19 protein-coding genes are annotated in these 25,993 nt (G+C 63.3%); 11 read left to right on the top strand and 8 right to left on the bottom strand.

Translation table 11 applies throughout. The features are described 5' to 3' along the window. The first annotated feature begins 46 nt into the window (after positions 1 to 46). The 8 genes from QCL51_RS13045 (at position 47) to QCL51_RS13010 (ending at position 9,004) form a co-directional block, all read left to right on the top strand. A complete protein-coding gene (locus QCL51_RS13045) occupies positions 47 to 808 on the top strand; it encodes a 1,6-dihydroxycyclohexa-2,4-diene-1-carboxylate dehydrogenase (RefSeq protein WP_021785100.1) in 762 nt (253 codons plus the stop codon). A gap of 57 nt (positions 809 to 865) precedes the next feature. Next, on the top strand, positions 866 to 2,194 hold the full coding sequence (locus tag QCL51_RS13040; protein ID WP_021785101.1) for an aromatic acid/H+ symport family MFS transporter: 1,329 nt from the start codon (positions 866 to 868) through the stop codon (positions 2,192 to 2,194). Between the two features lie 29 nt (positions 2,195 to 2,223). Further along, positions 2,224 to 3,138 (top strand): catechol 1,2-dioxygenase, encoded by a 915-nt coding sequence (gene catA / locus QCL51_RS13035; RefSeq protein ID WP_021785102.1) that lies wholly within the window; start codon positions 2,224 to 2,226, stop codon positions 3,136 to 3,138. Positions 3,139 to 3,284: 146 nt separating this feature from the next. Beyond that, a complete protein-coding gene (locus QCL51_RS13030; protein WP_021785103.1) occupies positions 3,285 to 4,484 on the top strand; it encodes a benzoate/H(+) symporter BenE family transporter in 1,200 nt (399 codons plus the stop codon). Positions 4,485 to 4,538: 54 nt separating this feature from the next. Next, positions 4,539 to 5,789, top strand: coding sequence for an OprD family porin (locus QCL51_RS13025; RefSeq protein ID WP_338443379.1), 1,251 nt, complete (start codon positions 4,539 to 4,541; stop codon positions 5,787 to 5,789). 74 nt (positions 5,790 to 5,863) lie between these two features. Continuing rightward, the gene (locus tag QCL51_RS13020) at positions 5,864 to 6,943 is read left to right on the top strand and encodes a metal-dependent hydrolase (RefSeq protein WP_021785105.1); all 1,080 of its coding nucleotides are present in this window, start codon (positions 5,864 to 5,866) and stop codon (positions 6,941 to 6,943) included. Positions 6,944 to 7,011: 68 nt separating this feature from the next. Beyond that, entirely contained in the window at positions 7,012 to 7,923 is a 912-nt protein-coding gene (locus tag QCL51_RS13015; RefSeq protein ID WP_004374343.1) for a LysR family transcriptional regulator, read from the top strand. Between the two features lie 100 nt (positions 7,924 to 8,023). Then, positions 8,024 to 9,004, top strand: coding sequence for an LLM class flavin-dependent oxidoreductase (locus QCL51_RS13010; RefSeq protein ID WP_338443378.1), 981 nt, complete (start codon positions 8,024 to 8,026; stop codon positions 9,002 to 9,004). Between the two features lie 42 nt (positions 9,005 to 9,046). Here the strand turns inward: QCL51_RS13010 and QCL51_RS13005 are convergent, their stop codons facing one another. The 4 genes from QCL51_RS13005 to QCL51_RS12990 all read right to left on the bottom strand — a co-directional run bounded on the left by QCL51_RS13005 (position 9,047) and on the right by QCL51_RS12990 (position 14,347). Next, on the bottom strand, positions 9,047 to 10,144 hold the full coding sequence (locus QCL51_RS13005; protein WP_004374351.1) for an alkene reductase: 1,098 nt from the start codon (positions 10,142 to 10,144) through the stop codon (positions 9,047 to 9,049). Positions 10,145 to 10,239: 95 nt separating this feature from the next. Then, entirely contained in the window at positions 10,240 to 11,250 is a 1,011-nt protein-coding gene (locus QCL51_RS13000; RefSeq protein ID WP_021785107.1) for an aldo/keto reductase, read from the bottom strand. A gap of 72 nt (positions 11,251 to 11,322) precedes the next feature. Further along, on the bottom strand, positions 11,323 to 12,843 hold the full coding sequence (locus QCL51_RS12995; RefSeq protein ID WP_021785108.1) for an FAD-dependent oxidoreductase: 1,521 nt from the start codon (positions 12,841 to 12,843) through the stop codon (positions 11,323 to 11,325). A 175-nt stretch (positions 12,844 to 13,018) separates the two neighbouring features. Then, positions 13,019 to 14,347, bottom strand: a complete 1,329-nt coding sequence (locus QCL51_RS12990) for an MFS transporter (protein ID WP_004374354.1) — start codon at positions 14,345 to 14,347, stop codon at positions 13,019 to 13,021. Positions 14,348 to 14,510: 163 nt separating this feature from the next. Here QCL51_RS12990 and QCL51_RS12985 point away from each other — a divergent pair, with 163 nt between their 5' ends. Together QCL51_RS12985 and QCL51_RS12980 are read left to right on the top strand one after the other, a co-directional pair. Further along, positions 14,511 to 15,608 carry a sugar diacid recognition domain-containing protein gene (locus tag QCL51_RS12985; RefSeq protein ID WP_021785109.1) on the top strand — a complete coding sequence of 366 codons (1,098 nt, stop codon included), beginning with the start codon at positions 14,511 to 14,513 and terminating at the stop codon, positions 15,606 to 15,608. Positions 15,609 to 15,749: 141 nt separating this feature from the next. Beyond that, positions 15,750 to 16,889, top strand: a complete 1,140-nt coding sequence (locus tag QCL51_RS12980; protein WP_021785110.1) for a glycerate kinase — start codon at positions 15,750 to 15,752, stop codon at positions 16,887 to 16,889. A 19-nt stretch (positions 16,890 to 16,908) separates the two neighbouring features. Here QCL51_RS12980 and QCL51_RS12975 read toward each other — a convergent pair whose 3' ends face one another. Beyond that, positions 16,909 to 17,808: a LysR substrate-binding domain-containing protein gene (locus tag QCL51_RS12975; protein ID WP_338443375.1), complete on the bottom strand. Its 900-nt coding sequence runs from the start codon at positions 17,806 to 17,808 to the stop codon at positions 16,909 to 16,911. Between the two features lie 127 nt (positions 17,809 to 17,935). Between QCL51_RS12975 and QCL51_RS12970 the strand changes: the two genes are divergently transcribed. Next, positions 17,936 to 18,982 (top strand): SMP-30/gluconolactonase/LRE family protein, encoded by a 1,047-nt coding sequence (locus tag QCL51_RS12970; RefSeq protein WP_338443374.1) that lies wholly within the window; start codon positions 17,936 to 17,938, stop codon positions 18,980 to 18,982. A 124-nt stretch (positions 18,983 to 19,106) separates the two neighbouring features. Here the strand turns inward: QCL51_RS12970 and QCL51_RS12965 are convergent, their stop codons facing one another. The 3 genes from QCL51_RS12965 to QCL51_RS12955 form a co-directional block, all read right to left on the bottom strand. Continuing rightward, a complete protein-coding gene (locus QCL51_RS12965) occupies positions 19,107 to 21,422 on the bottom strand; it encodes an EAL domain-containing protein (protein ID WP_021785112.1) in 2,316 nt (771 codons plus the stop codon). Between the two features lie 81 nt (positions 21,423 to 21,503). Continuing rightward, positions 21,504 to 22,487 (bottom strand): SCO family protein, encoded by a 984-nt coding sequence (locus tag QCL51_RS12960; RefSeq protein WP_021785113.1) that lies wholly within the window; start codon positions 22,485 to 22,487, stop codon positions 21,504 to 21,506. 56 nt (positions 22,488 to 22,543) lie between these two features. After that, positions 22,544 to 25,939 (bottom strand): Ig-like domain-containing protein, encoded by a 3,396-nt coding sequence (locus tag QCL51_RS12955; RefSeq protein WP_321141934.1) that lies wholly within the window; start codon positions 25,937 to 25,939, stop codon positions 22,544 to 22,546. Positions 25,940 to 25,993 lie beyond the last annotated feature (54 nt).

Genomic DNA, 25,993 nt, shown 5'->3' with positions numbered 1-25,993 from the left:
AAGACAGTTGCAGCCGCAGGGTCTCTCGCGAACTGGAGATTTGCATATGAACAACAGATTCCAAGGCAAGGTCGCCCTGGTCACCGGTGCTGCACAAGGCATCGGCCGTGGCGTGTGCTGGCGGCTGAAGGCCGAAGGTGCGCAAGTGGTGGCCGTAGACCGTTCCGAACTGGTCCACGAGCTGGCGGGTGAAGGCATGCTTACCCTCACCGCCGACCTGGAGCAACACACCGACTGCGCCCGGGTCATGGCCAGCGCGGTGGAAGCCTTTGGGCGCCTCGACATTCTGGTCAACAACGTAGGTGGGACCATTTGGGCCAAGCCCTTCGAGCACTACGATGTCGAGCAGATCGAGGCCGAAGTGCGCCGTTCGCTGTTCCCGACACTGTGGTGCTGCCATGCCGCGCTGCCCTACATGCTTGAACGTGGCAGCGGCGTCATCGTCAACGTTTCTTCCATCGCCACCCGTGGCGTCAACCGTGTGCCCTATGGCGCGGCCAAAGGCGGCGTCAATGCGCTCACCGCCTGCCTGGCCTTCGAAACGGCTGGCCGTGGGATCCGTGTAAACGCCACCGCGCCCGGCGGCACCGAAGCGCCACCCCGGCGGGTACCGCGCAACAGTGCAGCGCAAACCGAGCAGGAAAAGCACTGGTACCAGCAGATCGTCGACCAGACCCTCGACAGCAGTCTGATGCACCGCTACGGCAGTATCGACGAGCAGGTGGGGGCCATTCTGTTCCTCGCGTCCGACGAAGCCTCGTACATCACCGGCGTGACCCTGCCGGTAGGGGGCGGCGATCTCGGCTGAACTGCAACCTCAAGGCAAAAGCTTTCTTTCACAACAAAAACAAGAGCGACAGATGCCATGCGAACCCTTGACGTACACCCGATCATCGACAATGCGCGCTTTACCTCGTTTCACTGGATGGTCATGGCCTGGTGCGGCCTGCTACTGATTTTCGACGGCTATGACCTGTTCATCTACGGTGTGGTACTGCCGGTCATCATGAAAGAGTGGGGGCTGACCCCGTTGCAGGCCGGTGCACTGGGCAGCTATGCGCTGTTCGGCATGATGTTCGGCGCCCTGGCCTTTGGCAGCCTGGCCGACCGTATCGGGCGCAAGAAGGGCATTGCCATCTGTTTCGCCTTGTTTTCGGGGGCGACTATCCTCAACGGCTTTGCCAGCAGCCCGAGCGAGTTTGGCATCTACCGCTTCATCGCCGGCCTGGGCTGTGGCGGCCTGATGCCCAACGCCGTGGCACTGATGAACGAATACGCGCCCAAGCGCCTGCGCAGCACGCTGGTGGCGATCATGTTCAGTGGCTATTCGCTAGGCGGCATGCTTTCGGCAGGTGTCGGCATTTTCATGCTGCCGCGTTTTGGCTGGGAGTCGATGTTCTTTGCCGCCGCTGTGCCACTGCTGCTGTTACCGGTGATTCTTTACTACCTGCCTGAATCCATCGGCTTCCTGGTGCGCCAAGGCCGTATCGAGGAAGCACGCACGCTACTCAAGCGGCTGGACCCGGACTGCGATGTCCAGGCCGATGATGTGCTTCAGGCGGCCGACCGCAAAGGCAGCAGCGCTTCGGTGCTGGAACTGTTCCGCAATGGCCTGGCGATTCGCACCCTGGCGCTGTGGGTTGCGTTCTTCTGCTGCCTGCTGATGGTCTACGCCCTGAGCTCCTGGCTGCCCAAGCTGATGGCCAACGCCGGCTACAGCCTGGGCTCAAGCCTGTCATTCCTGCTGGCACTGAACTTTGGCGGCATGGCCGGGGCAATCCTCGGCGGCTGGCTGGGCGACCGCTACAACCTGGTCAAGGTGAAGGTGGCGTTCTTCATTGCCGCCGCACTGTCGATCAGCCTGCTGGGCGTGAACAGCCCGATGCCGGTGCTGTACCTGCTGATCTTCATTGCCGGCGCCACCACCATTGGTACGCAGATTCTGCTGTATGCAGGCGCTGCGCAGATGTACGGCCTGTCGGTGCGCTCTACCGGTCTGGGCTGGGCCTCGGGCATCGGCCGTAATGGCGCCATCGTCGGCCCGCTGCTGGGCGGTGCGTTGATGGGCATCAACTTGCCACTGCAACTCAATTTCATTGCCTTTGCCATCCCTGGCGCCATCGCCGCGCTGGCCATGGCCGTGCACCTGGCCAGTGGTCGGCGCCACGCCCAGGCCCTGGCGGCGCAGGCCTGAACCGAACAGAACAAGACGAGGTAACCCCCATGACCGTGAACATTTCCCATACTGCCGAGATACAGCAGTTCTTCGAGGAGGCCGCAGGCTTTGGTAATGCGGCCGGCAACCCACGCCTCAAACGCATCGTGCAGCGCCTGCTGCAGGACACCGCGCGGCTGATCGAAGACCTGGACATCAGCGAAGACGAGTTCTGGCACGCCGTCGACTACCTCAACCGCCTGGGCGGTCGCGGCGAGGCCGGGCTGCTGGTGGCGGGGCTGGGCCTCGAACACTTCCTTGACCTGCTGCAGGATGCCAAGGACCACGAGGCAGGGCGGGTTGGCGGTACTCCACGCACCATCGAAGGCCCGTTGTACGTGGCTGGCGCACCGATTGCCCAAGGTGAAGTGCGCATGGACGACGGCAGCGAGGAGGGCGTCGCCACGGTGATGTTCCTGGAAGGCCAGGTGCTGGACCCGCACGGACACCCGCTACCGGGTGCCACGGTCGACCTGTGGCATGCCAACACCCGTGGTACCTATTCGTTCTTCGACCAAAGCCAGTCGGCGTACAACCTGCGTCGGCGCATCGTTACCGATGCTCAGGGGCGCTACCGCGCGCGCTCCATCGTGCCATCGGGCTATGGCTGCGACCCGCAGGGGCCAACCCAGGAATGCCTGGACCTGCTGGGCCGTCATGGCCAGCGCCCGGCGCATGTGCACTTCTTTATATCGGCGCCAGGGTACCGGCACCTGACCACGCAGATAAACCTGTCGGGGGACAAGTACCTGTGGGATGACTTTGCCTATGCCACACGGGACGGGCTGGTCGGGGAGGTGGTGTTCGTCGAAGGGCCGGAGGGTCGGCATGCCGAGCTGAAGTTCGACTTCCAGTTGCAGCAGGCCCAGGGCGGTGCCGATGAGCAGCGCAGCGGGCGGCCGCGGGCTTTGCAGGAGGCCTGATCCACCGAGTGGGCTGTTTCGCGGGCTTGCCCGCTCCCATAACGACTACACAGGCTTCACCTGTGGGAGCGGGCATGCCCGCGAAGCAGCCAACACCCAAACAAGAGCCCGCCACAAAGGCCGGCCGCTGCCTTGCGAGACGCTTCATGAAAACGCTGATCAAGGACTGCTCTGTATCGGCCATTGTCGCCGGCTGCATTGCCACCACGATCTCCTACGCCGGCCCGTTGGTGATCATTTTCCACGCCGCCGAAGCGGCCGGCCTGTCGCACCAGCAGTTGTCATCCTGGGTCTGGGCCGTGTCCATGGGCAGTGCGGTGCTCGGTGCGCTGCTCAGCCTGCGCTACCGCGTGCCGGTAGTGATCGCCTGGTCGATCCCGGGGTCGGCGCTGTTGGTCACCGCCTTGCCGCAACTGGGCCTGGCGCAGGCCGTGGGCGCCTACCTGGTGGCCAACCTGGTCCTGCTGCTGATCGGCATCAGCGGGGCCTTCGACCGCATCATCGCGCGCCTGCCGGGTTCTATCGCTGCCGGTATGCAGGCCGGGATCCTGTTCAGTTTTGGCATCGAGGTGTTCCGCGCCTTGCCGGTGCAACCGCTGCTGGTACTGGCGATGTTCGTCACCTACGTGCTGATGCGTCGGGTGCAGCCGCGCTATGCCGTGGCTGCGGTGCTGGGCGTGGGCATGCTGGTGACCGTGGCCAGCGGTACGTTGCGCAGCGAAGTACTGGTGCTGGAACTGGCCTCACCCCAGTGGATCACCCCCCAGTTCAGCCTGTCGGCGGTATTCAGTCTGGCGCTGCCGATGGTGCTGGTGGCGCTGACCGGGCAATTCATGCCGGGTATGGCGGTACTGCGCAACGCTGGCTACGTCACGCCGGCCAGCCCGCTGATCAGCGCCAGTGCCCTGGCTGGGGCGCTACTGGCGCCGTTCGGTTGCCACGGGCTGAACCTGGCGGCGGTTACCGCCAGCCTGTGCACCGGCCAGGAAGCCCATGAAAACCCCCAACGGCGTTATGTGGCAGCGGTGGCTGGCAGTGTGTTGTATCTGCTGCTGGGCATTGCCGGGGCCACCTTGATGTCGCTGTTCGCCGCCTTTCCCGCCGTACTGATCGCGGCCTTGGCCGGTTTGGCCCTGTATGGCGCCATCAGCGAAGCCTTGGTCCGCAGTCTGGCAGAACCGGCCGAGCGCGACGCCGGGCTGTTCACCTTCCTGGTCACCGCTTCGGGGGTGGCTTTCCTGGGCCTGTCGGCAGCGTTCTGGGGGCTGCTGTTCGGCCTGCTGGCGCACGCGCTGCTGAGGCTGCGCCAACCACGTGCCCGGGAGGTGCTGCGCCGTACCCCATGAACTGCCGTGTTTCCAACGCTTTACCCATAAAAACAAGATCAAGAGAGCTTCGGAATGAACCACACCCCTTGCGTTGCCCTGGGCCTGACATTGCTCAGCCAGCCACTGCTGGCTGCCGAAGGCGGCTTCTTCGAGGATTCGAAGGCCACCCTGAGTGCCCGTAACTACTACTTCAGCCGCGATTTCTCCGACATTGTCGGGGCCAACAAACAGTCCAAGGCCGAGGAGTGGGCCCAGGGTTTCATCCTCGACTTCAAAAGTGGCTACACCCCGGGCCCGGTCGGCTTTGGCGTGGACGCCATGGGCTTGCTGGGGATCAAGCTGGACAGCAGTCCAGACCGCGCCAATACCGGCCTGTTGCCGGTGCATGGCGACGGCCGTGCTGCCGATGAGTACAGCCGCCTGGCGCCGACCTTCAAGGCCCGGATATCAAAAACCGAACTGCGTGCAGGTGAACTGCAACCGAACCTGCCGGTGCTGACCTTCAGTGATATTCGCCTGTTGCCACCCACCTATCAGGGCGTGAGTTTGAGTTCGTCGGAAATCGACGGGCTGACCGTGCAGGCCGGGCACTTGAAAAGCACCCACCTGCGCAACGAAGGCGGCGACGGCAAGATGAACGCGATGCTTGGCCATGTGCCGATGCGGCAGGCCGAAAGCGACGCGTTCAACTATGTGGGTGGGGACTATGCGTTCAATGCCAACCAGAGCAGCCTCAGCCTTTGGTACGGTCAGCTGGAGGACATCTACCAACAAGGCTTCGTTGGCCTGAAGCACAGCAAACCCGTCGGGGACTGGGTACTCAGCGCCAACCTGGGTTATTTCACCGCGCGTGAGCAAGGCGATGCGCTGCTGGGCAACATCGACAACCAGGCGTTCTTCTCGCTGTTCACTGCCCGGCACGGCGGGCACAGCTTCCATGCCGGCTACCAGGGCATTTATGGCGATAGCCCGTTCCCACGGGTATTCGCCAACATCTCGCCGCTGGGCAACGAAGTGCCGACCTATGAGTTTGCCTACACCGACGAACGCTCGTACCAGGTGCGTTACGACTACAACTTCGCCGCCATGGGCGTGCCGGGCCTGACAGCGACCGTGCGCTACATAACCGGTAACAATGTCGATACCGGGCTGGGTTACGAGGGGCGTGATCGCGAGCGTGATCTGGATATCGGCTATGCGGTGCAGAGCGGGGCACTGAAAGGGTTGGGGATTCGGGTGAGGAATGCCATGGCGCGCTCCAACTACCGCAGTGATATCGACGAGAACCGCCTGACGCTGGTGTACACCTGGCAGCTGTTCTGAGCCATTCAGGAGAATTGCGCATCAGGGGTGTATGGGGGTAGCGTGCGGAAACGACTCTTTCAGGAATCCCCACCTTGGACTCCATCACCCAAGCCGTACTTGGCGCGGCGCTGCAAGGGACCGTGCTCGGGCGCATCCAGGGCCGACGCTCGCTGCTGTACGGTGCAGCACTGGGCACGCTGCCGGACCTGGATGTGATCATTCGCTATGCCGACCCGGTGTCGCAGATGACTTATCATCGCGGCTTCTCCCACTCGTTGTTCGTGCTCACCGGCCTGGCCTTGCTGTTGGCCTGGCTGGTCAACAAGCGCTGGCCCGGAAAGGGGTATACCTTGCCCAGGCTTTTTTTGGCGTTCTGGCTGGTATTGGTAACCCATCCGGTGCTCGACGCCTTCACGGTTTACGGCACGCAGTTGTTCTGGCCTTTGCACACCACCCCTGAAAGCTGGGCGGCGGTGTTCATTATCGACCCGGTCTACACCGTGCCGCTGCTGGCTGCGGTGGTCTTCACCCTCATGAAGGGCGTGACCCGCAGGGCTACCCGCCTGCTGACCATGGCCCTGGTGTTCAGTACCTGCTACCTGGGTTTCGGCCTGGCGGGGCGCATGGCTGCCGAGCAGCGTTTCCAGTCGGCACTGGACCAGCAAGGTATCGTCGTGAGCGAGGTGCGTGCCGTGCCGATGGCATTCAACAGCCTGGTCTGGCGGGTGTTGGCCAAGACCCCGGATGGTGATTATTACGAAGGCATCAGCAGCGTGCTCGACCAGCAACCCCCCGAAATGCAACGCTTGTCGCGCAATCTGGAACTGGCGCAAGCACTGAACAATGACCCTTTGCACCAGCGCTTGCGCTGGTTCACCGATGACTGGCTGCGTTATGACCAGATTGGCGACGCACTGGTGGTCACCGACCTGCGCATGGGTATCCCGGGGAATTACACCTTCCGTTTCAACATGGCTCAGCGCGATCATCAAGGGCAGTGGATGGTCGGTGTACCTTCGCCGTGGCGAGGCAGCGGGCCTGGCTCGCTGTTCAACGCTCAAGAGCTGATGCTTATCTGGCGACGCATTGTCGACCAGCAGCCGCCACTGCCGCTGGCTAACTGGACCGATCGCTACCTCGGGCAGACGGAAGCTGCAAGGCAGCCCCACTAGATCAGGAACCTTGCATTGCCTGAAATCGCACCCATCTATGGCGGTTCGATCAGCGTCAGGAAAACACCATGGAACCCAACCGCTTCGGCGACATCGCCGCTTTCGTCAGCGCCGCGAAGGCCGGCAGCTTCACAGCTGCGGCTGCCAGCCTGGGCCTGACGCGTTCAGCGGTGGGCAAGAGCATCGCCCGCCTGGAAGCCCGCATGGCGGTGCGCCTGCTCAACCGCACTACGCGCAAGCTGAGCCTGACCGATGAAGGCCTGGTGGCGTTCGAGCGCTGGCGGCAGATTCTGGATGACCTGGACGAGGTCGAAAGCACCATGGCCCTGCGCCGCGGCAAGCCCACTGGCACCCTGCGCCTGACCGCACCGCTGTCGCTCGGGCAGCGCCATGTATTGCCTATCCTCGACCAGTACCTCAAGCAATGGCCCGAACTGCGGGCGGATATCCGCTTCACCGACCGTTTCGTTGATCTGGTCGAAGAGGGCGTGGACGTGGCCGTGCGCATCGGTGCACCTAAGGAAGACTCGCAATTGCTGACGCGCACCGTCGCCTGGCAGCAGTTCGTGACCTGTGCATCGCCTGCGTATCTGGAGAAGCGCGGTGTGCCGCAGATGCCCGGCGACCTCTATGGCCATGACAAGATTGCCTTCCTGGCGGGCGAGAAGGCCATGCCCTGGCGCTTTCACACAGAAGCGGGGCTGCACCTGTGCGAAGATCCCGGGCGGCTGAACATCGACAGTTCCGAGGCCATGCTTGACGGCGCCCGGGCCGGTTTCGGTCTGATTCACCTGCCTACCTATATCACCGGTGACGACCTGCGCGCTGGCAATCTGGTGGAGGTACTGCACGCCTACCGCCCCCCGGCAGACCCCATTCGCATCGTCTACCCAAGCAAGCGCCACCTGTCCCCTCGGGTACGCGGCTTCATCGACTTGTTGGTGGCCAGCTGGGAGCCGGGCGTGCCTTGGGAATACTGATTGGGGAATGCCAGGCCCCTATGCCGGGCCTGAAACTGGGTTTATCGCTGGCGGCGCAGCATGGAAACTGGCAGCCATTGATAATCCCTCTGGAGACCCCATGACTGCACTGTCCGTACTGGATCTGGTCATGATCGGCGAAGGCAAGACCTTCGCCGATGCGATCGAAGAATCCCGCCAGCTGGCGCGGCATGTCGAGCAACAGCACTACAGCCGCTACTGGATCGCCGAGCACCATGACATGCCGGGCATTGGCTCGGCTGCCACTTCGCTGGTGATCAACGAAATCGCCAATGCCACCCGACACATTCGTGTTGGGGCTGGCGGCATCATGCTGCCCAACCATGCGCCGTTGGTGGTGGCCGAACAGTTTGGCACCCTCGATACATTGCACCCGGGCCGTATCGACCTGGGCCTGGGCCGTGCGCCAGGCACGTCCGGGCCGACCGTGCGTGCATTGCGCGGCGCCGCGCCAGAGCGAGATTTCAGCCAGGACATTGCCGAGCTGCGTGATTACCTGGCGGACAACGGCAAACGCCGGGTGCGAGGCGTACCGGGTGCGCACGATGTGCCGGTGTGGATCCTCGGTTCCAGCCTGTTCGGTGCTGACCTGGCGGCGAAGCTGGGCCTGCCTTATGCCTTCGCCTCGCACTTTGCCCCGCGTTACCTGCTGCAGGCCATTGCCCATTACCGCGCCAACTTCCAGCCTTCCGCGCAACTGGCCAAACCGTATGTGATGGTTGGCATGAACCTGTTCGCCGCTGCCAGCGATGCTGAGGCGGACTACCTGGCCAGCTCCCACCGCAAGTGGATGCTGGACCTGCATGTCGGGCGCTTTGGCTTGCTGCCCAAGCCGCAAGAGGGTTTCATCGAACGCTTGCCGGACCACGAGCGCGCCGTGCTCGAGCAGGTGATGGCCTGCACCGTAGCCGGAGGGCCTGAACGGGTGAGGGAAGGGCTGCGCTCGCTGATTGAGCAGACCGGGGCGGACGAGCTGATGATCGACTGCCGCATCCATGACCCGCTGGCGCGGCAGCGGTCACATGCCTATGCAGCGCAGGCGTTGGCTGAACTGGGCTGACACGAAAAAAAACGGGCGCCCGCAAGAGCGCCCGTTTTTGCATCAAGCCTGCTTCAGGAACGGATAATCCGTATACCCTTCAGGCCCATTGGCATAATCGAACTTCGCCCGGTGCTCATTCAACGGCGCTTGCAGCCGCAGACGCTCCACCAGGTCGGGGTTGGCAATGTAGGCGCGCCCGAACGCCACGGCATCGATCAAACCCCGCCCGATGAGGTCTTCGCCTTTCTCGGCGGTATAGGCACCGGCCGCAATGATCACCCCGGGGTAGGCGGCGCGAATGGCCTGGCGGAACTCGTCACGCAGTGGCTTGCCGCCGGCCCAGTCCGGCTCGGACAGGTGCAGGTAGGCGAGGTTGCGCTTGGCCAGTTCGCGGATCAGGTACAGGCCGGCGGCCTCCTGGTCTTCGCCATTGTCCACACCATTGAAACCACCCAACGGGAACACACGAATACCGACCCGGTCGGCGCTCCAGTTGGCAATGGCCGCGTCCACCGCCTCCAGCACAATGCGCGCACGGTTTTCAACGCTGCCGCCGTAGCGGTCTTCGCGCTGGTTGGCACTGGGGGTGAGGAACTGGTGCAGCAGGTAACCGTGGGCGGCGTGCAACTCGATGAAGTCGAAGCCGGCTTCACAGGCGTTGATCGCGGCCTGGCCAAAGTCGGCGACGATGCCAGCGATCTCCGCTTCGCTGAGTGCCCGGGGTGCGGAGGTTTCCACGCGCGTCAGGTTGCCTTGCGCATCACGCAGGGTGGTGCGTGCGTCCGCCGGCAGCGCCGAAGGGGCCACGGGGGCCTCGCCGCCAGGTTGCAGCGAGGTATGCGACACCCGCCCGGTGTGCCACACCTGCACGGCGCTGTGGCCGCCATCGGCATGGATGCCTTGGTTGATGTGCTTCCAGGCAGCGATCTGTTCGGCGCTGTGAATGCCGGGCGAGCCAGAATAGCCCTTGGCCTGGAAGGAGATTTGCGTGGCTTCAGTGATAATCAGGCCAGCACTGGCGCGCTGACGGTAGTACTCGGCCATCAGCGCGGTGGGTACATCACCCGGCTCCAGGCTGCGCAGGCGGGTGAGGGGGGCCATGAATACACGGTTGGGCAGGGTGAGGGGGCCGATTTGCAGCGGTTGCAAGAGTTTCATTGCAGCTCCAGAGGTGGAAAACCAATGGTGCGCACGATACCGAGGTGATTGGGGAAAGGGGGGACCGGGAGCCCGGCTCAGGGCTCCCCAATGCGTCAGCTGCGCGCCAGCCGCCCACTCACATAATGCGCCACGTCATTGAAGCCCGGCGTGGACGCATGCCCTGGCGTCACCAACGAATCGATGAACGCCTCATCCTCCGCGGTAATCTTCACCGCCAATGCGCCGCCATAGGTATCCCACTGTTCCTCGGTCCGCGGCCCGACAATCGCCGAACTGACCCATTGGTTATTCAACACCCAGGCAATGGCGAATTCGACAATACCCACCCCCTTGGCCTCTGCGTACGTCTGAATCTGCCGGGCAATGGTCAGCGACTCCTGGCGCCACTCCACTTCCATGATGCGTTTGTCCTGCCGCCCTGCGCGGCTGCCGGCGTCCGGCACCGCGCCCGGCGCATACTTGCCGCTGAGCACGCCCCGGGCCAGCGGGCTGAAGGGTACGACGCCCAGACCATGGGCGGCGGCGGCCGTGAGCTGTTCGGGCTCGGCCTGGCGGTTGACGATGTTGTACAGCGGCTGGCTGACTACCGGCCTGGGCACACCAAGGCGCTCGGCAACATGGCAGACCTCGGCAATGCGCCAACCACGGAAATTGGACACCCCCCAGTAGCGGATCTTGCCCTGGCGCAACAAGTCGCCAATGGCCTGCACGGTCTCCTCCAGCGGTACCTTGTGGTCTTCGCGGTGCAGGTAATAGATGTCCAGATAGTCCATGCCCATGCGGGTCAGTGTGGCATCCACGGCATTGAAGATGTGCTTGCGCGACAACCCGCTGCGGTTGGGCAGGCCGTCGGCCGGGCCGAAGCCGACCTTGCTGGCGATGACCCAGTCATGGCGATGGCGCGCCACGGCTTCACCGACGATTTCTTCCGAGCGCCCGGCGTTGTAAACGTCGGCGGTGTCGATGAAGTTGATGCCTTGGTCCCAGGCCTTGTCGATGATGCGCAGGGCATCCTCGGTACGGGTCTGCTCGCCGAACATCATGCTGCCCAGGGTAAGGGCGGAAACCTGCAGGCCACTGTGGCCGAGGGGGCGGTAGATCATGCGCGTGGGTCCTTATGCAGTCAGCTGACCTGCCTGTTTTACACACAACCTGGATGCATTGAAAGGCACCCCTTAGCCAATGAGCGCCAAAGCTTCCTGCAGGCTCAATGGGCGCTTCAGGCGTTGCGACAGCGTCGCCATGGCATCGGAGTAACCCTTGGCGATAACGGCCTCGACGCGTTCATCCACACACTGCAGGGCAACAAAATCGCCGTTTTCCGGCTCACCGACGAATTCGATCCGGTTCCAGTCCCTGGCATGGCCTAGCACTTCATAGGTACGGCCATGCTGGTAGGTCCAGAAAAACGGTACATCGGCATAACGGCGTTGTTCGCCAAGCATGTTGGCGGCGGCGATAACCCCGTGTTGCTGAGCCAGGCGCCAGTGCTCGATGCGCACCGGGCGCCCCGTGAGCGGGAAGGTGGCAATGTCACCTGCGGCCCACAAACCGTCAGCTGCGCGCATTTCAGCGTCGACCCTCACCGATTTGTCTTCGCCAAGCGGCACCCCTTGAAGGAAAGCGGTGGCGGGTTTTACCCCGGTGCCGAACAGCACCAAGGGGGTCTGCAGCCGTTCACCATTGGCCAGTTGCACCACTTCGACCTTGTCCAGGCCTTCGATCCGCTCGACCTCGGTGGGGCCGTGGAAGGTGATGCCTTTTCGTTCATGCAGCGCGCGAATGCAGCGCCCAATACGCTCGCCCAACTGTCGAGCCAGAGGGACTTCGTGGCGCGAGACCACGTGCACCTGCACGCCATACTTGCGCAATGCCGAGGCTGCCTCCAGGCCGATGAAGCCGTCACCGACGATGACCACCGGTTGGCCAGGCTCGGCTGCGTCGAGCAACTGTGCAGCATCTTCCAGTGAGCGGAGGGTGAACACCCCGGGCAGGTCGGCACCGGGAATGTCTGGGCGCAGTGCTTGACCGCCGGTTGCCAGCAGGCAGGCGTCGTAATCGATCTGCTGACCATCGGCGAGGGTGACCTGGCGCTTCTGGCTGTTCAAGGTGCGCACCTTGCCGTGCTTGCGCTGCAGTTGGCCCTTGCGCAGGGCGTCGGCTTCGAGCAGCGCGGGGACCTCATCGGGCGGCATCTGCCCGGCAATCACGAATTTGCTCAGTGCTGTGCGATCGTAGGCCGGCTGGCGCTCCTGATCGATCCATACCAGCCTGCCCGCGAAGCCATGAGCCAGCAGGGTGGCGACGGCGGCGCTGCCGGCGGCACCGGCGCCGACCACCACGAAACAGCGGGCATCGCTGTGCCTGGGCGGTTCGCTTGCCGGCAGGGGCTGGTCATCGACCCAGACTTCATCGCCCTTGATCCACGCCTTGTAGCGGCGCAGGTCGGCGAGTGCAGGCGGCTCACAAACCACGCCATCGTCAACGGCGAACGCAGCTTTGTGCCAAGGGCAGACCAGCAAACCCCCGCAAACCACGCCTTCATCAAGGGGGGCGCCTGCGTGGGGGCAGTTGCCCTGGTAGGCGTGTACCTGATCGCCCTGGCGGATGAGGATGAGTTCTTCGTTGCCGGCCTGGACGCGCAGGGGGCGGTGCTCGTCGAGCTGGGCCAAGCGGGCCACGGCGTACTGGGTCATGGGGCTTCTCCAAAGGGGCCTTTGGAACCATTTGACGCCTGGGGCGGGAAGGGGATGCGTTGAGCTGACGATCGGTGGCGGGTGTGGATTTGGTGCGGCTTGGGTGGGCCTCATTGCAGGCTTGCCCGCGCCCACAGGCTTGAAACTTGTGGGCGTGGGCAAGCCTGCGAATGCCTCAACTCACCCGTGCAGTACTCAGCGAACCCGCTCGCGTTACACGCAAGGCCACCAGGCTACCCAATACGATCAACGCCGCGAGCGAATACAGTGCGGCATCGGTTGAACCGGTCTGGTCCTTGATGAACCCGACCAGGTACGGGCTGAGAAACCCCGCCATCTGGCCTACCGAGTTGATGATCGCCAGACCTGCCACGGCGGCTCCGGCACTGAGCAGCGCAGTCGGCATTGGCCAGAACATCGGCAAACCGGTAAGCGCGCCCATGGTGGCGATCGACAAGCCAAGAATGGCAATGCTCGGGTTGCCGGCGAAGTTCACCGCAATCAGCAGGCCGACGGCGCCCATCAGCATTGGCACCACCAGGTGCCAGCGGCGCTCGTTGCGCAGGTCGGCCGAGCGCCCGCAAAGAATCATGAACACACCTGCCAGCAGGTACGGGATGGCGCTGAGCCAGCCGATCAGCAGCGGGTTGTCGAAGCCCATGCTCTTGATGATCGAGGGTAGCCAGAAGTTGATCGCGTATACGCCGCTCTGGATGCAGAAGTAGACAAAGCCGAAGGTCCAGATCAGCGGGTTGGTCAACACGGCCAGCACGCTGTCGCTGGTGGTGCTCGGTTTGCTTGCAGCATCGGCCTGCAGGTCGGCAGCGATCAGCTGACGTTCAGCCGGGCTCAGCCAGGCGGCTTTCTGGTAGCCGTCACTGAGCAGGAACACCGCCAGTACGCCCAAGGCCACGGTCGGCAGGCCCTGGATCAGGAACATCCACTGCCAGCCGGCCAGGCCGTGCTGGCCGGCGGCGAAATGTTCGAGGATCCAGCCGGAGAACGGCCCGCCAAGCAGGCCCGATACCGGGATCGCCGACATGAAAAGGGCCATGATGCGGCCGCGCCGGGCCGCCGGGAACCAGCGCGAGAGGTACAGCACCACACCCGGGAAGAAGCCGGCTTCGGCAGCGCCGGTGAGCAGGCGCAGGGTGTAGAACTCGGTAGGGGTGGTGACGAACAGCAGGCAGGTGGACAGGCTGCCCCAGGCGATCATCATTAGCGCGATCCAGCGCCGTGGGCCGAAGCGATTGAGGGCCAGGTTGCTTGGCAGGCCACACAGTACATAGCCGATGAAGAAGATGCCGGCGCCAAGGCCGTACACCGTTTCGCTGAATTTAAGGGCGTCGAGCATCTGCAGCTTGGCAAAGCCGACGTTGACGCGGTCCAGGTAGTTGAACAGGTAGCAGATGAAAATGAACGGAATCAGCCGCAAGGTGATGCGCCGGTACAGCGCGTTGCGGGTGGTGTCCGTGCCTTGGTCAGGGGCGGGGCTGTGTGCCATGATCGGGTTCTCTGTTGTTATGGTTTTCGCCGCGTCGCCTGTTCCGGCGCTCGCCCTGACGAGTCTCGGGGACTGCGGCTAGCCTGTCTTTGTGCTTTTGCACAGCGCTTGGCCCAGGCTGCTGTGCCCGAGCCCAAAAGCCAAACACCTAAAGGACCCCGCAATGTTCGAACTCGACCATGACCTGGCGCAGGATATCGTTGACCGGGCAATGGCCATCTTGCCTTGCAACGTCAATGTCATGGACAGCCAAGGGTTGATCCTGGGCAGTGGTGAGCCTGAGCGCATCAACACCCGTCACGAGGGGGCGCAGCTGGTCTTGGCCAATGGCCGGATCGTCGAGCTGGATACCGACGCGGCCAAGTGCCTGAAGGGCGTGCAGCCCGGTGTGAACCTGCCATTGATGCTCGATGGGCGGCTGATGGGCGTGTTGGGCCTGACCGGCGACCCGCAGCAGGTGCGCACCTATGGCGAGCTGGTGCGCATGACCGCCGAAATGCTGCTGGCCCAACGCAATTTACAGGCTGACCAGCAATGGCGAAGGCAGCGCTGTGACGACCTGCTGGCGCTATTGCTCGGCGGCAGCGGTAACGCCCCGCGCTTGCTGGACGAAGCCCGTCAGTTGGGCTTGAAACCTCAGCTGGCGCGGATACCGTGCCTGTTCGAGATTACTTCGGGGCCTCCTGCCGAGGCGCTGGCCGCATGGTTGATGAGCCGTTATCCGGATAGCTGGTGCGTCAGCCCGGCCCGCCAGTCGTTGCTGTGGTGCCGCCCGGCAGGCGTGGCACTGGATGAACTGCGCCTGCTGGAACGCCTGCAACGCCACGGCTGGGACATTGAGCGACTGGCCCTGGGCAGTGAAGCGCAGAGCCTGGAGCAGTTACGCCGTGGTTACCGCCGGGTGCGTGACTTGCTGGCCTATGGCCGCGAAGTATTGCCCCGCGAACGATTGCTCAGCCTGCAGCGCTACCGGCTGCCGGCGCTGCTGTGGCGCCACCGTAACGACGATGCGCTGGACGAGCTGCTGGAGCCGTTGCAGCGCATCCGCGCCAAGGACAGCAGTGGCCAGTTACTCACCACCCTGCGCGCCTGGTGTGCACATGACGGCCAAAGCCAGTCCTGTGCCGATGCCCTGGGCATCCACCGCAACAGCCTGCGCTATCGACTGGAGCGAATAGCCGAGCTGGGTGACGTCGACCCGCTGCGCCTGGAAGGGATGCTTAGCTTGTATCTGGGGTTGCAGCTGTTGCCAGCTGACTGAAGTATTCACTTGCCGGCGATTGGGCCAGAACAGGCAAAAAGGCATCTGCCCAAACAACCCGGCCGGCGTTTTGTGCATTTGACCGAGGCCACCTGGGCAGCCACCTGTCAGCATGCCGCTCATCAGGACAGGAGAAACCCCATGAAAATCGTGATTGCCCCCGACTCGTTCAAGGACAGCCTCGACGCTGCCGGTGTCGCCCGCGCCATCGCTGCGGGCCTGAGCGAAGCGTGGCCCGAGGCTGAACTGGTCGAGTGCCCAATGGCCGACGGTGGCGAAGGCACCATGGAGACGATCCTGGCCGCCAGCCAGGGTGAACTGCGCCGCCAGGCCGTGCGCGGGCCATTGGGGCAGCACGTCGAGGCCGGCTGGGGCTGGTTGCCGCAAAGTCGCACCGCAATCATCGAAATGGCCCAGGCCAGTGGCTTGCAACGGGTGCCAACCGGCCAGCGCGATGCTTGCCGCAGCAGCACCTGGGGGACCGGTGAGCTGATTGCCGCAGCCCTCGACGCCGGCGCTCAGCGTGTGGTGCTGGCCATCGGTGGCAGCGCCACCAACGATGCCGGCAGTGGCATGTTGCGAGCGCTTGGCCTGCGCCTGCTGGATGCTGACGGGCAAGCGCTGGAAGAGGGCGGCCTGGCCTTGGCCAAGCTGGCCCGTATCGACGCCAGCGGTCTCGACCCGCGCCTGGCCGGGGTGCAGTTTGAAGTCGCGGCGGATGTCGACAACCCATTGTGTGGCGCCAACGGCGCATCGGCGATCTTCGGCCCGCAGAAAGGTGCCAACCCGCAGCAAGTGGAGGCGCTGGACCACGCGCTGAATCATTTTGCCGACCATTGTGCGCTGCTGTTGGGCGCGGATGTGCGCGATTACCCTGGTTGTGGTGCGGCCGGTGGCATGGGCTTCGCTGCCCGGGCATTCATGGACGCGCAGTTCCGCCCTGGGGTGGAAGTCGTGGCTGAGCTGGCTGGCCTTGACGCCCTGGCACAAGGGGCAGATCTGGTGGTGACGGGCGAGGGGCGTTTCGATGCCCAGACACTGCGCGGCAAGACGCCGATGGGGGTGGCGCGGGTTGCCAAGCGCCATGGCGTGCCGGTGGTGGTACTGGCCGGGACCTTGGGGGAGGGGTATCAGCAGTTGTATGCCCATGGGGTCGACGCTGCATTTGCACTGGCCAATGGACCGATGAGCCTTGAGCAGGCGTGTGCAAATGCTGCCGAGCTGTTGCAGGCCAGGGCTTGTGATATCGGTCGGCTGTGGCGCTGCGCGAAGCGAGGCTGAACACCCTGTAGAAATGGCCTTATTGTTGTGTCTCGAACATGGCAATGAAGTTGGCCAGCGCTGGCGAAGCATTCTGGGCGTTCCATTTCATGTACAGCCCAAGCCCTGGGGGTGGCTGGTCATCGATAGGGCGGATGGGGCAAAACTGCACGCGTTCGCGCGGGGTCGAGCGAGCGAACGACTCCGGCACCAGGGCCACGCCAAAACCGCAGGCCACCAGGCCAAGCAAGGTATGGATCTGCGCCGCCTCCTGCACGACCTTGGGGTAGAACCCGGCGGATTGGCACAGCGTAACCAACTGCGCGTGGTAGCCGCCGCCCATTGCTTGCGGGGTGAACACGAAGTCCTCATCGGCAAACTCGCGCAAGTCGATGGCCTCGTGCTGCGCCTTGGGATGGCTGGCAGGCAGCGCCATGACGATCTGCTCGTCAAGCAGCAAGCGTGCCTCCAGGGTGCCGGCCGGCAGTGGCAGCCTGCGCATGAAGCCGATATCCGCCTCACCGGCCAGCAAGGCCTTGGCCTGGGAGGCGGATGGCATCTCGCGGATGGTCAGCTGCACGTTCGGATAAGTTTCCCGAAAGCGGCGCAAGCGGTTGAGCAGCGAGTCGTAATAGGCGATGGAAATGGCCGTGATGGTCAATTTGCCGCTGACCCCCGCAGAAACGTTGCGCGCGTACTCGATCCCCTGCTCCAGTTCAGCAAGCGTGCGGTAGGCGGTATCGAGAAACGCTGCACCCGCTGCGGTCAGACGCACTTCGCGCTTGTTACGCAAAAGCAGGCCAAAGCCGAGCTTTTCCTCAAGCCGGTTGATCGCCTGGCTCAGCGGCGGTTGCGCCATGTGCAGGCGCTGGGCGGCCTTGTGAAAGTGCAGCTCTTCGGCCACGGCGATGAACTGCCTGAGCAAACGTGTTTCGATCATCCAGCATTCCTGCAGCGCGGCGACTCGGCGCTGATACCCATGGCATATCAATATTGAACGCTTTTAATATTAAGTCATTGATTTTTTTGTTGATATCGTAAGAAAGGAGAATTGAAGGTAGCCAGAAATGCCCGTTACTCACCTGGCCGGTGCGCTGTGCCATCACACTCAAGAGAGCGATGGCCAGTACACCGCCACGCGGCTCAACAAAAACAGCGGCGTCAGCTACCCTCTTGACCTCGGCCGTGTGCAGGCCAGCGACCTGGCGCAGGTGGCCGAGCGCTGGAACCGCATCAAGGAATGCAATTACGTGCCGGTCAAAGTGGCCAACACGCGCGCGGACCTTGGTGAAAGCCTGGTCTGGGATGAACGCAGTGGCGTGCTGTACTTTGTCGATATCTCTGGCGGGCGCATCAACGGCCTGACACCCGATGGCGAAGTCGATTGCCTTTACGAGTCTGCCGCGCGTATTGGCGCCCTGGCGCTGACCGACCGGGGTAACCTGATTTTCACCGAGGATGCCAGCGTGGCCATCTTCGATGTGCCAACACGCAAGGTCAGCCAGCATTCGGCATCGGTCCATCCGCGCTCGACCTACCGCTTCAACGACGGCGCCTGCGACCCGCAGGGACGCTTCGTCACCGGCCTGATGGACGAGGCCCCCAGTGGCAATACCGGGGCGCTTTTTCGCTTTGACTGGCAATTGAGCGACCAGGTGATCCACGATGACCTGGCCTTGCCCACCGGCCTTGCCTGGTCGCAGGACGGCCACACGGTGTACTTCGTCGATTCGGCGGCGCGTGCGATCTACCGCGCCGAGTACCTCATCGAAGGCCGGCTGGGCGCTGTTACGCTGTTTGCCGAAACCCCCGCCGAACTGGGGCGGCCGGATGGCCTGGCGCTGGACCGCGAAGGCGGGCTGTGGGTGTGCCAGTACCATGGCAGTTGCCTGCTGCGCTACGACCGCCACGGGCACCTGACCGACCAGGTGTTGATGCCAGTACCGTGCCCCACCAGCTGCTGCTTTGGTGGGCCCGGAATGAACACCTTGTTCATCAGCACCGCGCGTTACGACATGACGCCAGAAGACCTGCACCATTATCCGGACGCTGGCGACCTGTATGCCATCCGCCCGGAAACGGGTGGCGTTGCCAGGCACAGCTTCAAGGAATAAGCGGTTGCACCTGACTGGCCGGTAGCACGGCCAGTTCGCCAAAGCGTCGCGCCGAGTCGATGTAGCGCAGCGCCGACTTGGCGTCTTTCCAGCCCGTATAGCACCGGTAAACCCGCCGTGGCGCTCAGTACACGCATGCCTTGTCCTCGACGCCGTTGAAAGGCGGGTAGTGGCACAGCTGCGCCGGCGACAGAGGCCGGCTGAAGTGGTAGCCCTGGGCGATATCGCATCCGGCCAGCTTCAGGTACACCACCTGTTCACGGGTTTCCACACCCTCGGCCACCACTTGCAGGCCCAGGCGCTTGGCCAGGATGATGGTGGAGGACACGATAGGGCTGTCGTCATGGCTGTTGGACAGCGCCGCGATCAGCGAGCGGTCGATCTTCAGCTTGCTCAACGGTAGCGAATGCAGGTGGGCAAAACCGGCGTAGCCACGGCCGAAATCGTCCAGGCTGATGCCCAGGCCCGCCCCGCGCAAGGCATGCAGATGCGTAACCGCCATGCCTTCAGGGTCGAGGATGGTGGTTTCTGTAATTTCCAGCTCCAGCCGCTGTGGTGCGATCCCGTGATGCTGCAACTTGCGCAGCAGCCGGGCAGCGAAGTCAGCCTGACGCAGCTGCAATGCGGAGACATTGACCGCCAGACGTGTTTCCCGACCAGAAGTATCCCAGCTCGACAAGGCTTCACAGGCCAGCCGTAGTACCTCCCAACCCAGTTCGACAATGAAGCCACTGCGCTCGGCCAGGTCGATGAAGCGGTCCGGGTATAGCAGGCCGAACTCGGGGTGGTCCCAGCGCACCAGCGCCTCGTAGCCGAGCACCTGATGGGTGTCGAGGCGAATCTGTGGCTGGTAGTGCAGCACGAACTGGCGTTCGGCCAAGGCGCTGCCGAACGCCTGTTCAAGGGTGAACGCCTGGATATCGGCCAGGTTCAGCGAGGGGTCGAAAAAGCGATACTGCGCGCGCCCTGCCTGCTTGGCTGAGTACATTGCCGCATCGGCACTGCGTATCAGGCTGTCGATGTCCTGGCCGTCGCGCGGGCAGATGCTCACCCCTACGCTGGGGCTGGTGTTGACCTCTTGGCCATCCAGGGCGTAGGTGGCTGACAGTTTCTGCACCAGTTCGTGGACCCAGGCGTTGATCTGCTCCTCGCTGCGCTCGCCGGCCAACAACACCACGAACTCGTCGCCGCCAAAACGCGAAGCCTCATCGCCCGGCTCCAGCAGGCGCTGGATACGCCCGGCCACAGCCTGTAGCAGCAGGTCACCAATCTTGTGCCCGAGCGAGTCGTTGATAGACTTGAAGCGGTCCATGTCGATGAACAGGATCGCCATCAGTCGGCGCTTGCCACGTTGCCGAGTCAACGCCTGGCTGGCCACCTCGACGAACTGGCGGCGGTTGTGCAGGCCGCTGAGGTGGTCGGTGGCGGCGGCGTGGCTGCTGCGCCGGTGTTCGTCCTCCAGGCGCACGATCAGCTGCTGATTGACCTGCTGGGCATGTTCCAGCGCGTCGAAGGCCTCCTGGCGCTTGCGCAGCAGGCGCAAGGTCCATAGCAGGCTGGCCAGGATCATCAGGGTCATGCTCAGGTTCAACCAGAATTGCCGGGAATAGGCCTGCGTCCAGGGTGCGAGGATTTCTGCCTGGCGCTGGCTGACCACCACGCTGAAGCCTCGCTCGGGTACACGGCGGTACAGGCTTTGGTAGGCATCACCCGCTACGTATTGGGTCAGCCTGCCCGCTTCGCTGTCGAATGCCGGCAGCGGGGGCTGCAATAGGTCGCCGGCAATCGCCACGCCGCGGGTATCGACGCGCAGCCGCTCCAGGCCGTCATCCTGCAGCAGACGCACCAGGCCACTGTTGCCCAGGTCGATATGTTGAAACAGCTCCGCCAGGTAGCCGATGTCCAGTTGCACCACCAGAATGGTGTCCATTTCCTGGCCGGTCGAGTTGGTCAACGGCAGCAGGAAGGTCAGGTGCCTGGTGGGCAGGGCCGAGGTTTGGCCAAGGGGCTGAATGCTGGGCAGGAAAGGTTTGAAACCGTAGCGGTCAATGTGCCGCTGCAGCTGGCGCAACCAGTCTGCCGGCAACTCGGCGGCCTCATCGGTATGGTTGGCCGACAGCAGCCGGCCTTGTCGGTCGTACAGGCTCGTGCGCTTGAACACCGGGTCTGCGGCCAGGCTGAAGTTGCCCTTGCGCAGCCCTTTCATATCGTCCTGGGTAACACGGCCCACCGCCTGGGCGCGGTCGACAAGCTGTCGCAGGCTTTCGCCCACGATGTTGGCCAGGTTCAGGTGCTCGGTGGCTTTGGCCAACAGTGCATCCTGGCGAGCGGCGGCTTTTTGCGTGACGTGCAGCCCCCAGAGAAAGGCCAGGGTCGCTGCACAGAGCATCAGGATCAGCACTCGCAGAAGGCTGGAGGAGGAAAGCGAACGGCGAATCACTGCTGATGGTTCCCGACCCTGGGTGATGCTCGAAAAATACGACAGCGAGATGACAGTCTGATGAATGATGGCTAATCGCCTTTAGGGGGTTCCCCTATTTGCCACCGGTGTCTGCAGGCGTGCCGTTTCTTCTTCGAGGTAGCTTATCAATGCGCTGACTTCGGCATCGCCCAAGCGCATGTTGGGCATGGCCAGGCGGTTGTATTGCTCGAACAGCAGCATGGCCAGGGGGTCTTTCTCGGCCAGCATCTGGTCGGGCGCTTTCAGCCAGCGGGTCAGCCAGTTTGCGTCACGCTGACGGGTCACGCCCAGCAGGTCGGGGCCGATGCCTGGCGGGCCTGGCTCGGTATTGCCCACGGTGTGGCAGGACGAGCAACGGGTGCGGAAGATCTGCTCGCCGCTGCTGGGTGCACGCATCTGCGGCGCTTGAGCGTAGTCATTGGTCATGGCGCTGGCCTGCTTCCAGTTGTGCAAGCTGTTGCCGAGGCGGTCGGCGAGGATGTACGGGCTTTCGAAAGGCGAGGCTTTCATCCAGCGGCCGGTGGCCTGGTTGCCGATAATGAGGCTCAGGTTGTGGTCTTTGGAGCGGCCGTTTTCCAGGCCATCGATCCACAGCCCCAGGCTGCGGCGTAGTTGCTCGATATCGTCAGGTTCGCCGGTCAGCAAGGTCCAGCCTGGGCCGATGCCGAACTTTTCGGCATAGCGCTTGAGGGTGGCGGGGGTATCGTTATAGGGGTCGATGCTGATGGAGTAGAGGAAGATATCCTTGCCGACCCGGCCACCGAGGATTTTCTGTACCTGGCGTAGGCGTGCGGTTTCCACTGGGCAGGAATCGGAGCAGCCGGTAAAGATGAAGTTGATGGCAACCACCTTGTCCTTGATAAGGTCGTCGAAGAAATGCACTTTTTCGCCATCCTGGGTGAGCAGGGGGATGTTGGGGAAGTAGTTGGCTCCCCAGGGAGTGGCAGCTGCTTCGGCCACCTTTTGTTGGGGGGGCAGTGGCCAGAACGGAATGCTGGCGGCGAACAACGCAAGTACCAGCAGGAAACGCCATGAGCCGGGCATGATGCGGTCCTCGTGGGTTGGCTGAGCGGGGCCGCATGGCGGCCCCCGCTTTGCACTCACTTGTATTTGACTGGCGCTGTCACCGTCTGGCCCAGTGCCGATTTCACCGTGACCGTTGCTGGCGTGGCAGGGCCAAAGCCGGTGGTGGTCACCGCTACCCGCCAACGGGCCCCCGAAGTCGTGGCAGTCAGCGTCGCGTTCCCCAGGCTTACCGGACCACCGGTGGTTGCTGCAGTCACGCTGATGCTGTTGCCCGTGGCCACCGTAGTAGTCCCCTGCACATCCCAGGTGAAACGGTTGCCGCTGCGTTCCTGCACCGTGGCACTGGTGACCTTGAGTTCGTCGGCCGCCGCTGCTGCGGTTACGGCGATGCTGACCGTGGCCGGGGCCAGCGACTCGGCACCCTTGGTATCACGCGCCGTGTAATTGAAGCTGGCCGTGAATGGCGTGGCGACCGCAGCGGGCGGGCTGTACGTTACGGCGGTACCGTCGGTGCTGACGGCACCCTGGCCGGAGTCCGGCTGGCTGAGGCCGGTTACCGTGAGCGGTACATTGCCGTCCGGGTCGCTGTCGTTGGCCAGCACGTTCAGGGTGATCGGCGTGCCAGCCGTCGTTGCGGCACTGTCATTGGCCGCGACGGGTGGTTTGTTGGCCGGGTCGTCATTGTCGTCGTGGGTTTTGGTGCGGAACGTTGGCAGGCCTACCGAGGCCATGTAATGCACACCATCCCATCCCGGCAGCGGGGTCGGCATCACCTGGAACTGCCCTGGGTGCTCAATATCCCAGCGCAGCAGCATCGAAGAGTCCTCGTGCTGTGTGTTGTGGCAGTGCTCCATGTAGGTGCCAGCAAACTCGCGGAAGCGGATGGCCATTTCCACCTCGATGGACGAATCAGTATCCGGCCCGATTCGGTACACATCCTTGCGCGCCCATTTTTCCCATTCTGGTGGGGCCTTGCCGTCGCGGCTAAGAATCACGCCTTCCTCGAAGTGCACGTGTACCGGGTGGCTCCAGCCATTGCCGCCGTTGACGATTTTCCACACTTCCAGGGTGCCGTCGCCGCTGAAACCAGCGTCGGTGGACTGGTTGGCCAGTTGCGGTGCTGCACTGATGCGGCGTGGGTCCATGCTGTAGCCAAAGCCGCCGTCGGTCTTGATGGTCCACGGGGTGGTGTCCGTACCGTCGGAGCGGCCAAAGATGAACTCGCGGTGGCGGGCATCCTTGAGCTTGGCCTGGTCGGCTGCGGCATCGCGGTCAATTGGCAGGGGCAGCATTTTCAGGCCTGCAGCCTTGCCTGGCTTGGCCGGCTCATAGGCTACCGGGTCCATGCTCAGGTCCTGGCCGGTGTACGGTTGCACCCACAGTTGCAGAAACTTGCCGACAGCCGGGTCGCCGTTGTCCCACTGCGGGCCTTTGCTGGTCTGCTTGATTACCGCCTTGTATTTTTCCGACAGCACGTCGGCCAACGGGATAGCTTGCTTCGGACCTTTGCCGGAGTCGTGCTCCATCAGGTTGACGAAGTACAGCTTGTCGCCTGCCTTGATGCCATTCCTGGCGAAGTTGATGATGATGTCGTAGCGCTCGGCAATGCCCTGCAGTGGCAGGATGCCGTTGTTGTCTTGCAGGTTGCCGTCACCATTGAGGTCCATCGTGCCGTCGAATGGCACCGCGTGTTCCATGATGTTGCCGTCGTTGGCGATCATGTGGAACGGCACCCGCGCATACGACACGTTGGAGCCGGACGGGCCTTTGAACTCGCCACTGTTACCGGCAATTTCCCGCACCACGGCGAACTTGAAGTAGCGTGAAACCGAACCGTTGAGGATACGAAAACGGTAACTGCGCGCACGCACCTTGAGCCTGGGCTGGTACTGCCAGTTGACCAGGATCTGGTCACCGAGGAAGCCGTCAGTGTTGAACGGGTTGAACCACAGCTGGCCGTTTGCATCCCAGGCCTTGTCGGCTATTACCAGGTTGACGTCATAGTCACGGTTACCCCAGGGCATGCCCGAACCGCTTGGGAAACGCAGGTTGACACCGTCCTGCAGGGCCTCGTTGCCGCGGTCCAGGGCGCTGTAGTAGTTCATCATCACGGCGTTGCCTTTGTAGACGTTCTGCGCTGTGAAATCCATCATGTGGTCGTGGAACCAGTGGGTACTCATGGTTTCGCGCCAGTCGCCACGAATCTTGATACTGCCGTTCTCGCAGGTTTTCAGGCCCGGTGTGCCATCGTTGACGAACAAGGTTTCACCCGGCGAGCAGGGGAAAGCTGCTCGCGGGTCCTGGGCACGGGTGTTGATGGTGTCGTAGCCGGCCAGCTGCACCGGCCAGCGGTAGTCGTAGTACTGGCCGGGGAAGAAGTACGCGTTGGCAAAGCCGTCGCTTTCGGCCGGGGAGTGGCCGTTGTGCTCGTGGGTCGAGATGGTATGCAGGCCAAAGCCGCCGTTGGCCGACGGGTCAATCGGCAGGGCGTTGTAATGGCGCATCAGGATTGGCTGGCCGTAGCGCACCATCAGCAGCTTGGGCGGGAAAGTGCCGTCGAAGGTCCACAACGATTTGTGGTTTTGCAGCGGCATGTTCGGGTGGAAGCGTATGTCGATACCCTTGGTGGTGCCCAGCGTGGTCGGAATGTCGGAGGTCTGGTAGTACAGGCCGCCCGGGGCAAATTCACCGACGGCATAGTTGTGCAGTTGCTTACGGTCGCGCAGGCCGAGGTTGATGCGCGCACCGGCCTGGGCGGTCTTGAACGCTGCCTGCGGGTAAAACTCGTTCCAGCGCTGGTGCGACCAGCCTTTTCCTGGTGGCCGGCCTTCAGCGGGCGAGCCGACCGGCTGGCGGTTGAGGAACATCTCGATCTGCGCCTTCCATGGGTTGCGGTCCAGCACGTTGGCGTACTGGGTCGGGAACGGGTACAGGCCGGGTTGCTTGAGGAACGCTTCCAGAGCGCTGCCACTGGGTCCGCTGCGTGCCACCACGTTGGGGTCTTGCGCGGGGGCCGCGCCGAGGGTGGGGACCGGGAAGGTCAGATCGGGCGCCGGCGTGGTCGGGTCGAGCTTCTCTGGCCCGAATTCTTCGAACAGCAACAGTTGCTGGGTGAAAGGTTGCGCCCCGAACAACGGGCTGGGTTTGCCGTTGGTAGGGTACTTGTCCGACGTTTGCAGGGCAGGCGGCAGCACGTTGTCGGTGCGTACCGTGCTGCGGTCGCCATACACGCCATCGGTCAGCTCCAACGAGCCTTCGTTGGCCTCCGGCAAGGTGTTCAGCTCAAGCAAGGCAGGGGTCGGGTCGTCCGGTTGGTCGGTGTAGGCCGACGGGTCGGTCGGCGGTGGCATGCTGTTGTCGTCGAGGGGGGATGCCATGGCCGTGATCAACCCGAGGCTGATCATCAGCGCAGTGACGGAGGACAGATGGAACGCGCGCCTGGACGCGTGGCTCATGGCGGATGTTTTCATTGGCTTAAGCCTCTTTTGCGGCCTTACGGCCTTAAGCCATCAATGGCGTTTTGC

Source organism: Pseudomonas sp. LTR0, assembly GCF_036630035.1.
Classification (GTDB): domain Bacteria; phylum Pseudomonadota; class Gammaproteobacteria; order Pseudomonadales; family Pseudomonadaceae; genus Aquipseudomonas; species Aquipseudomonas putida_Y.
This window is presented reverse-complemented; position numbering and strand designations above follow the sequence as displayed.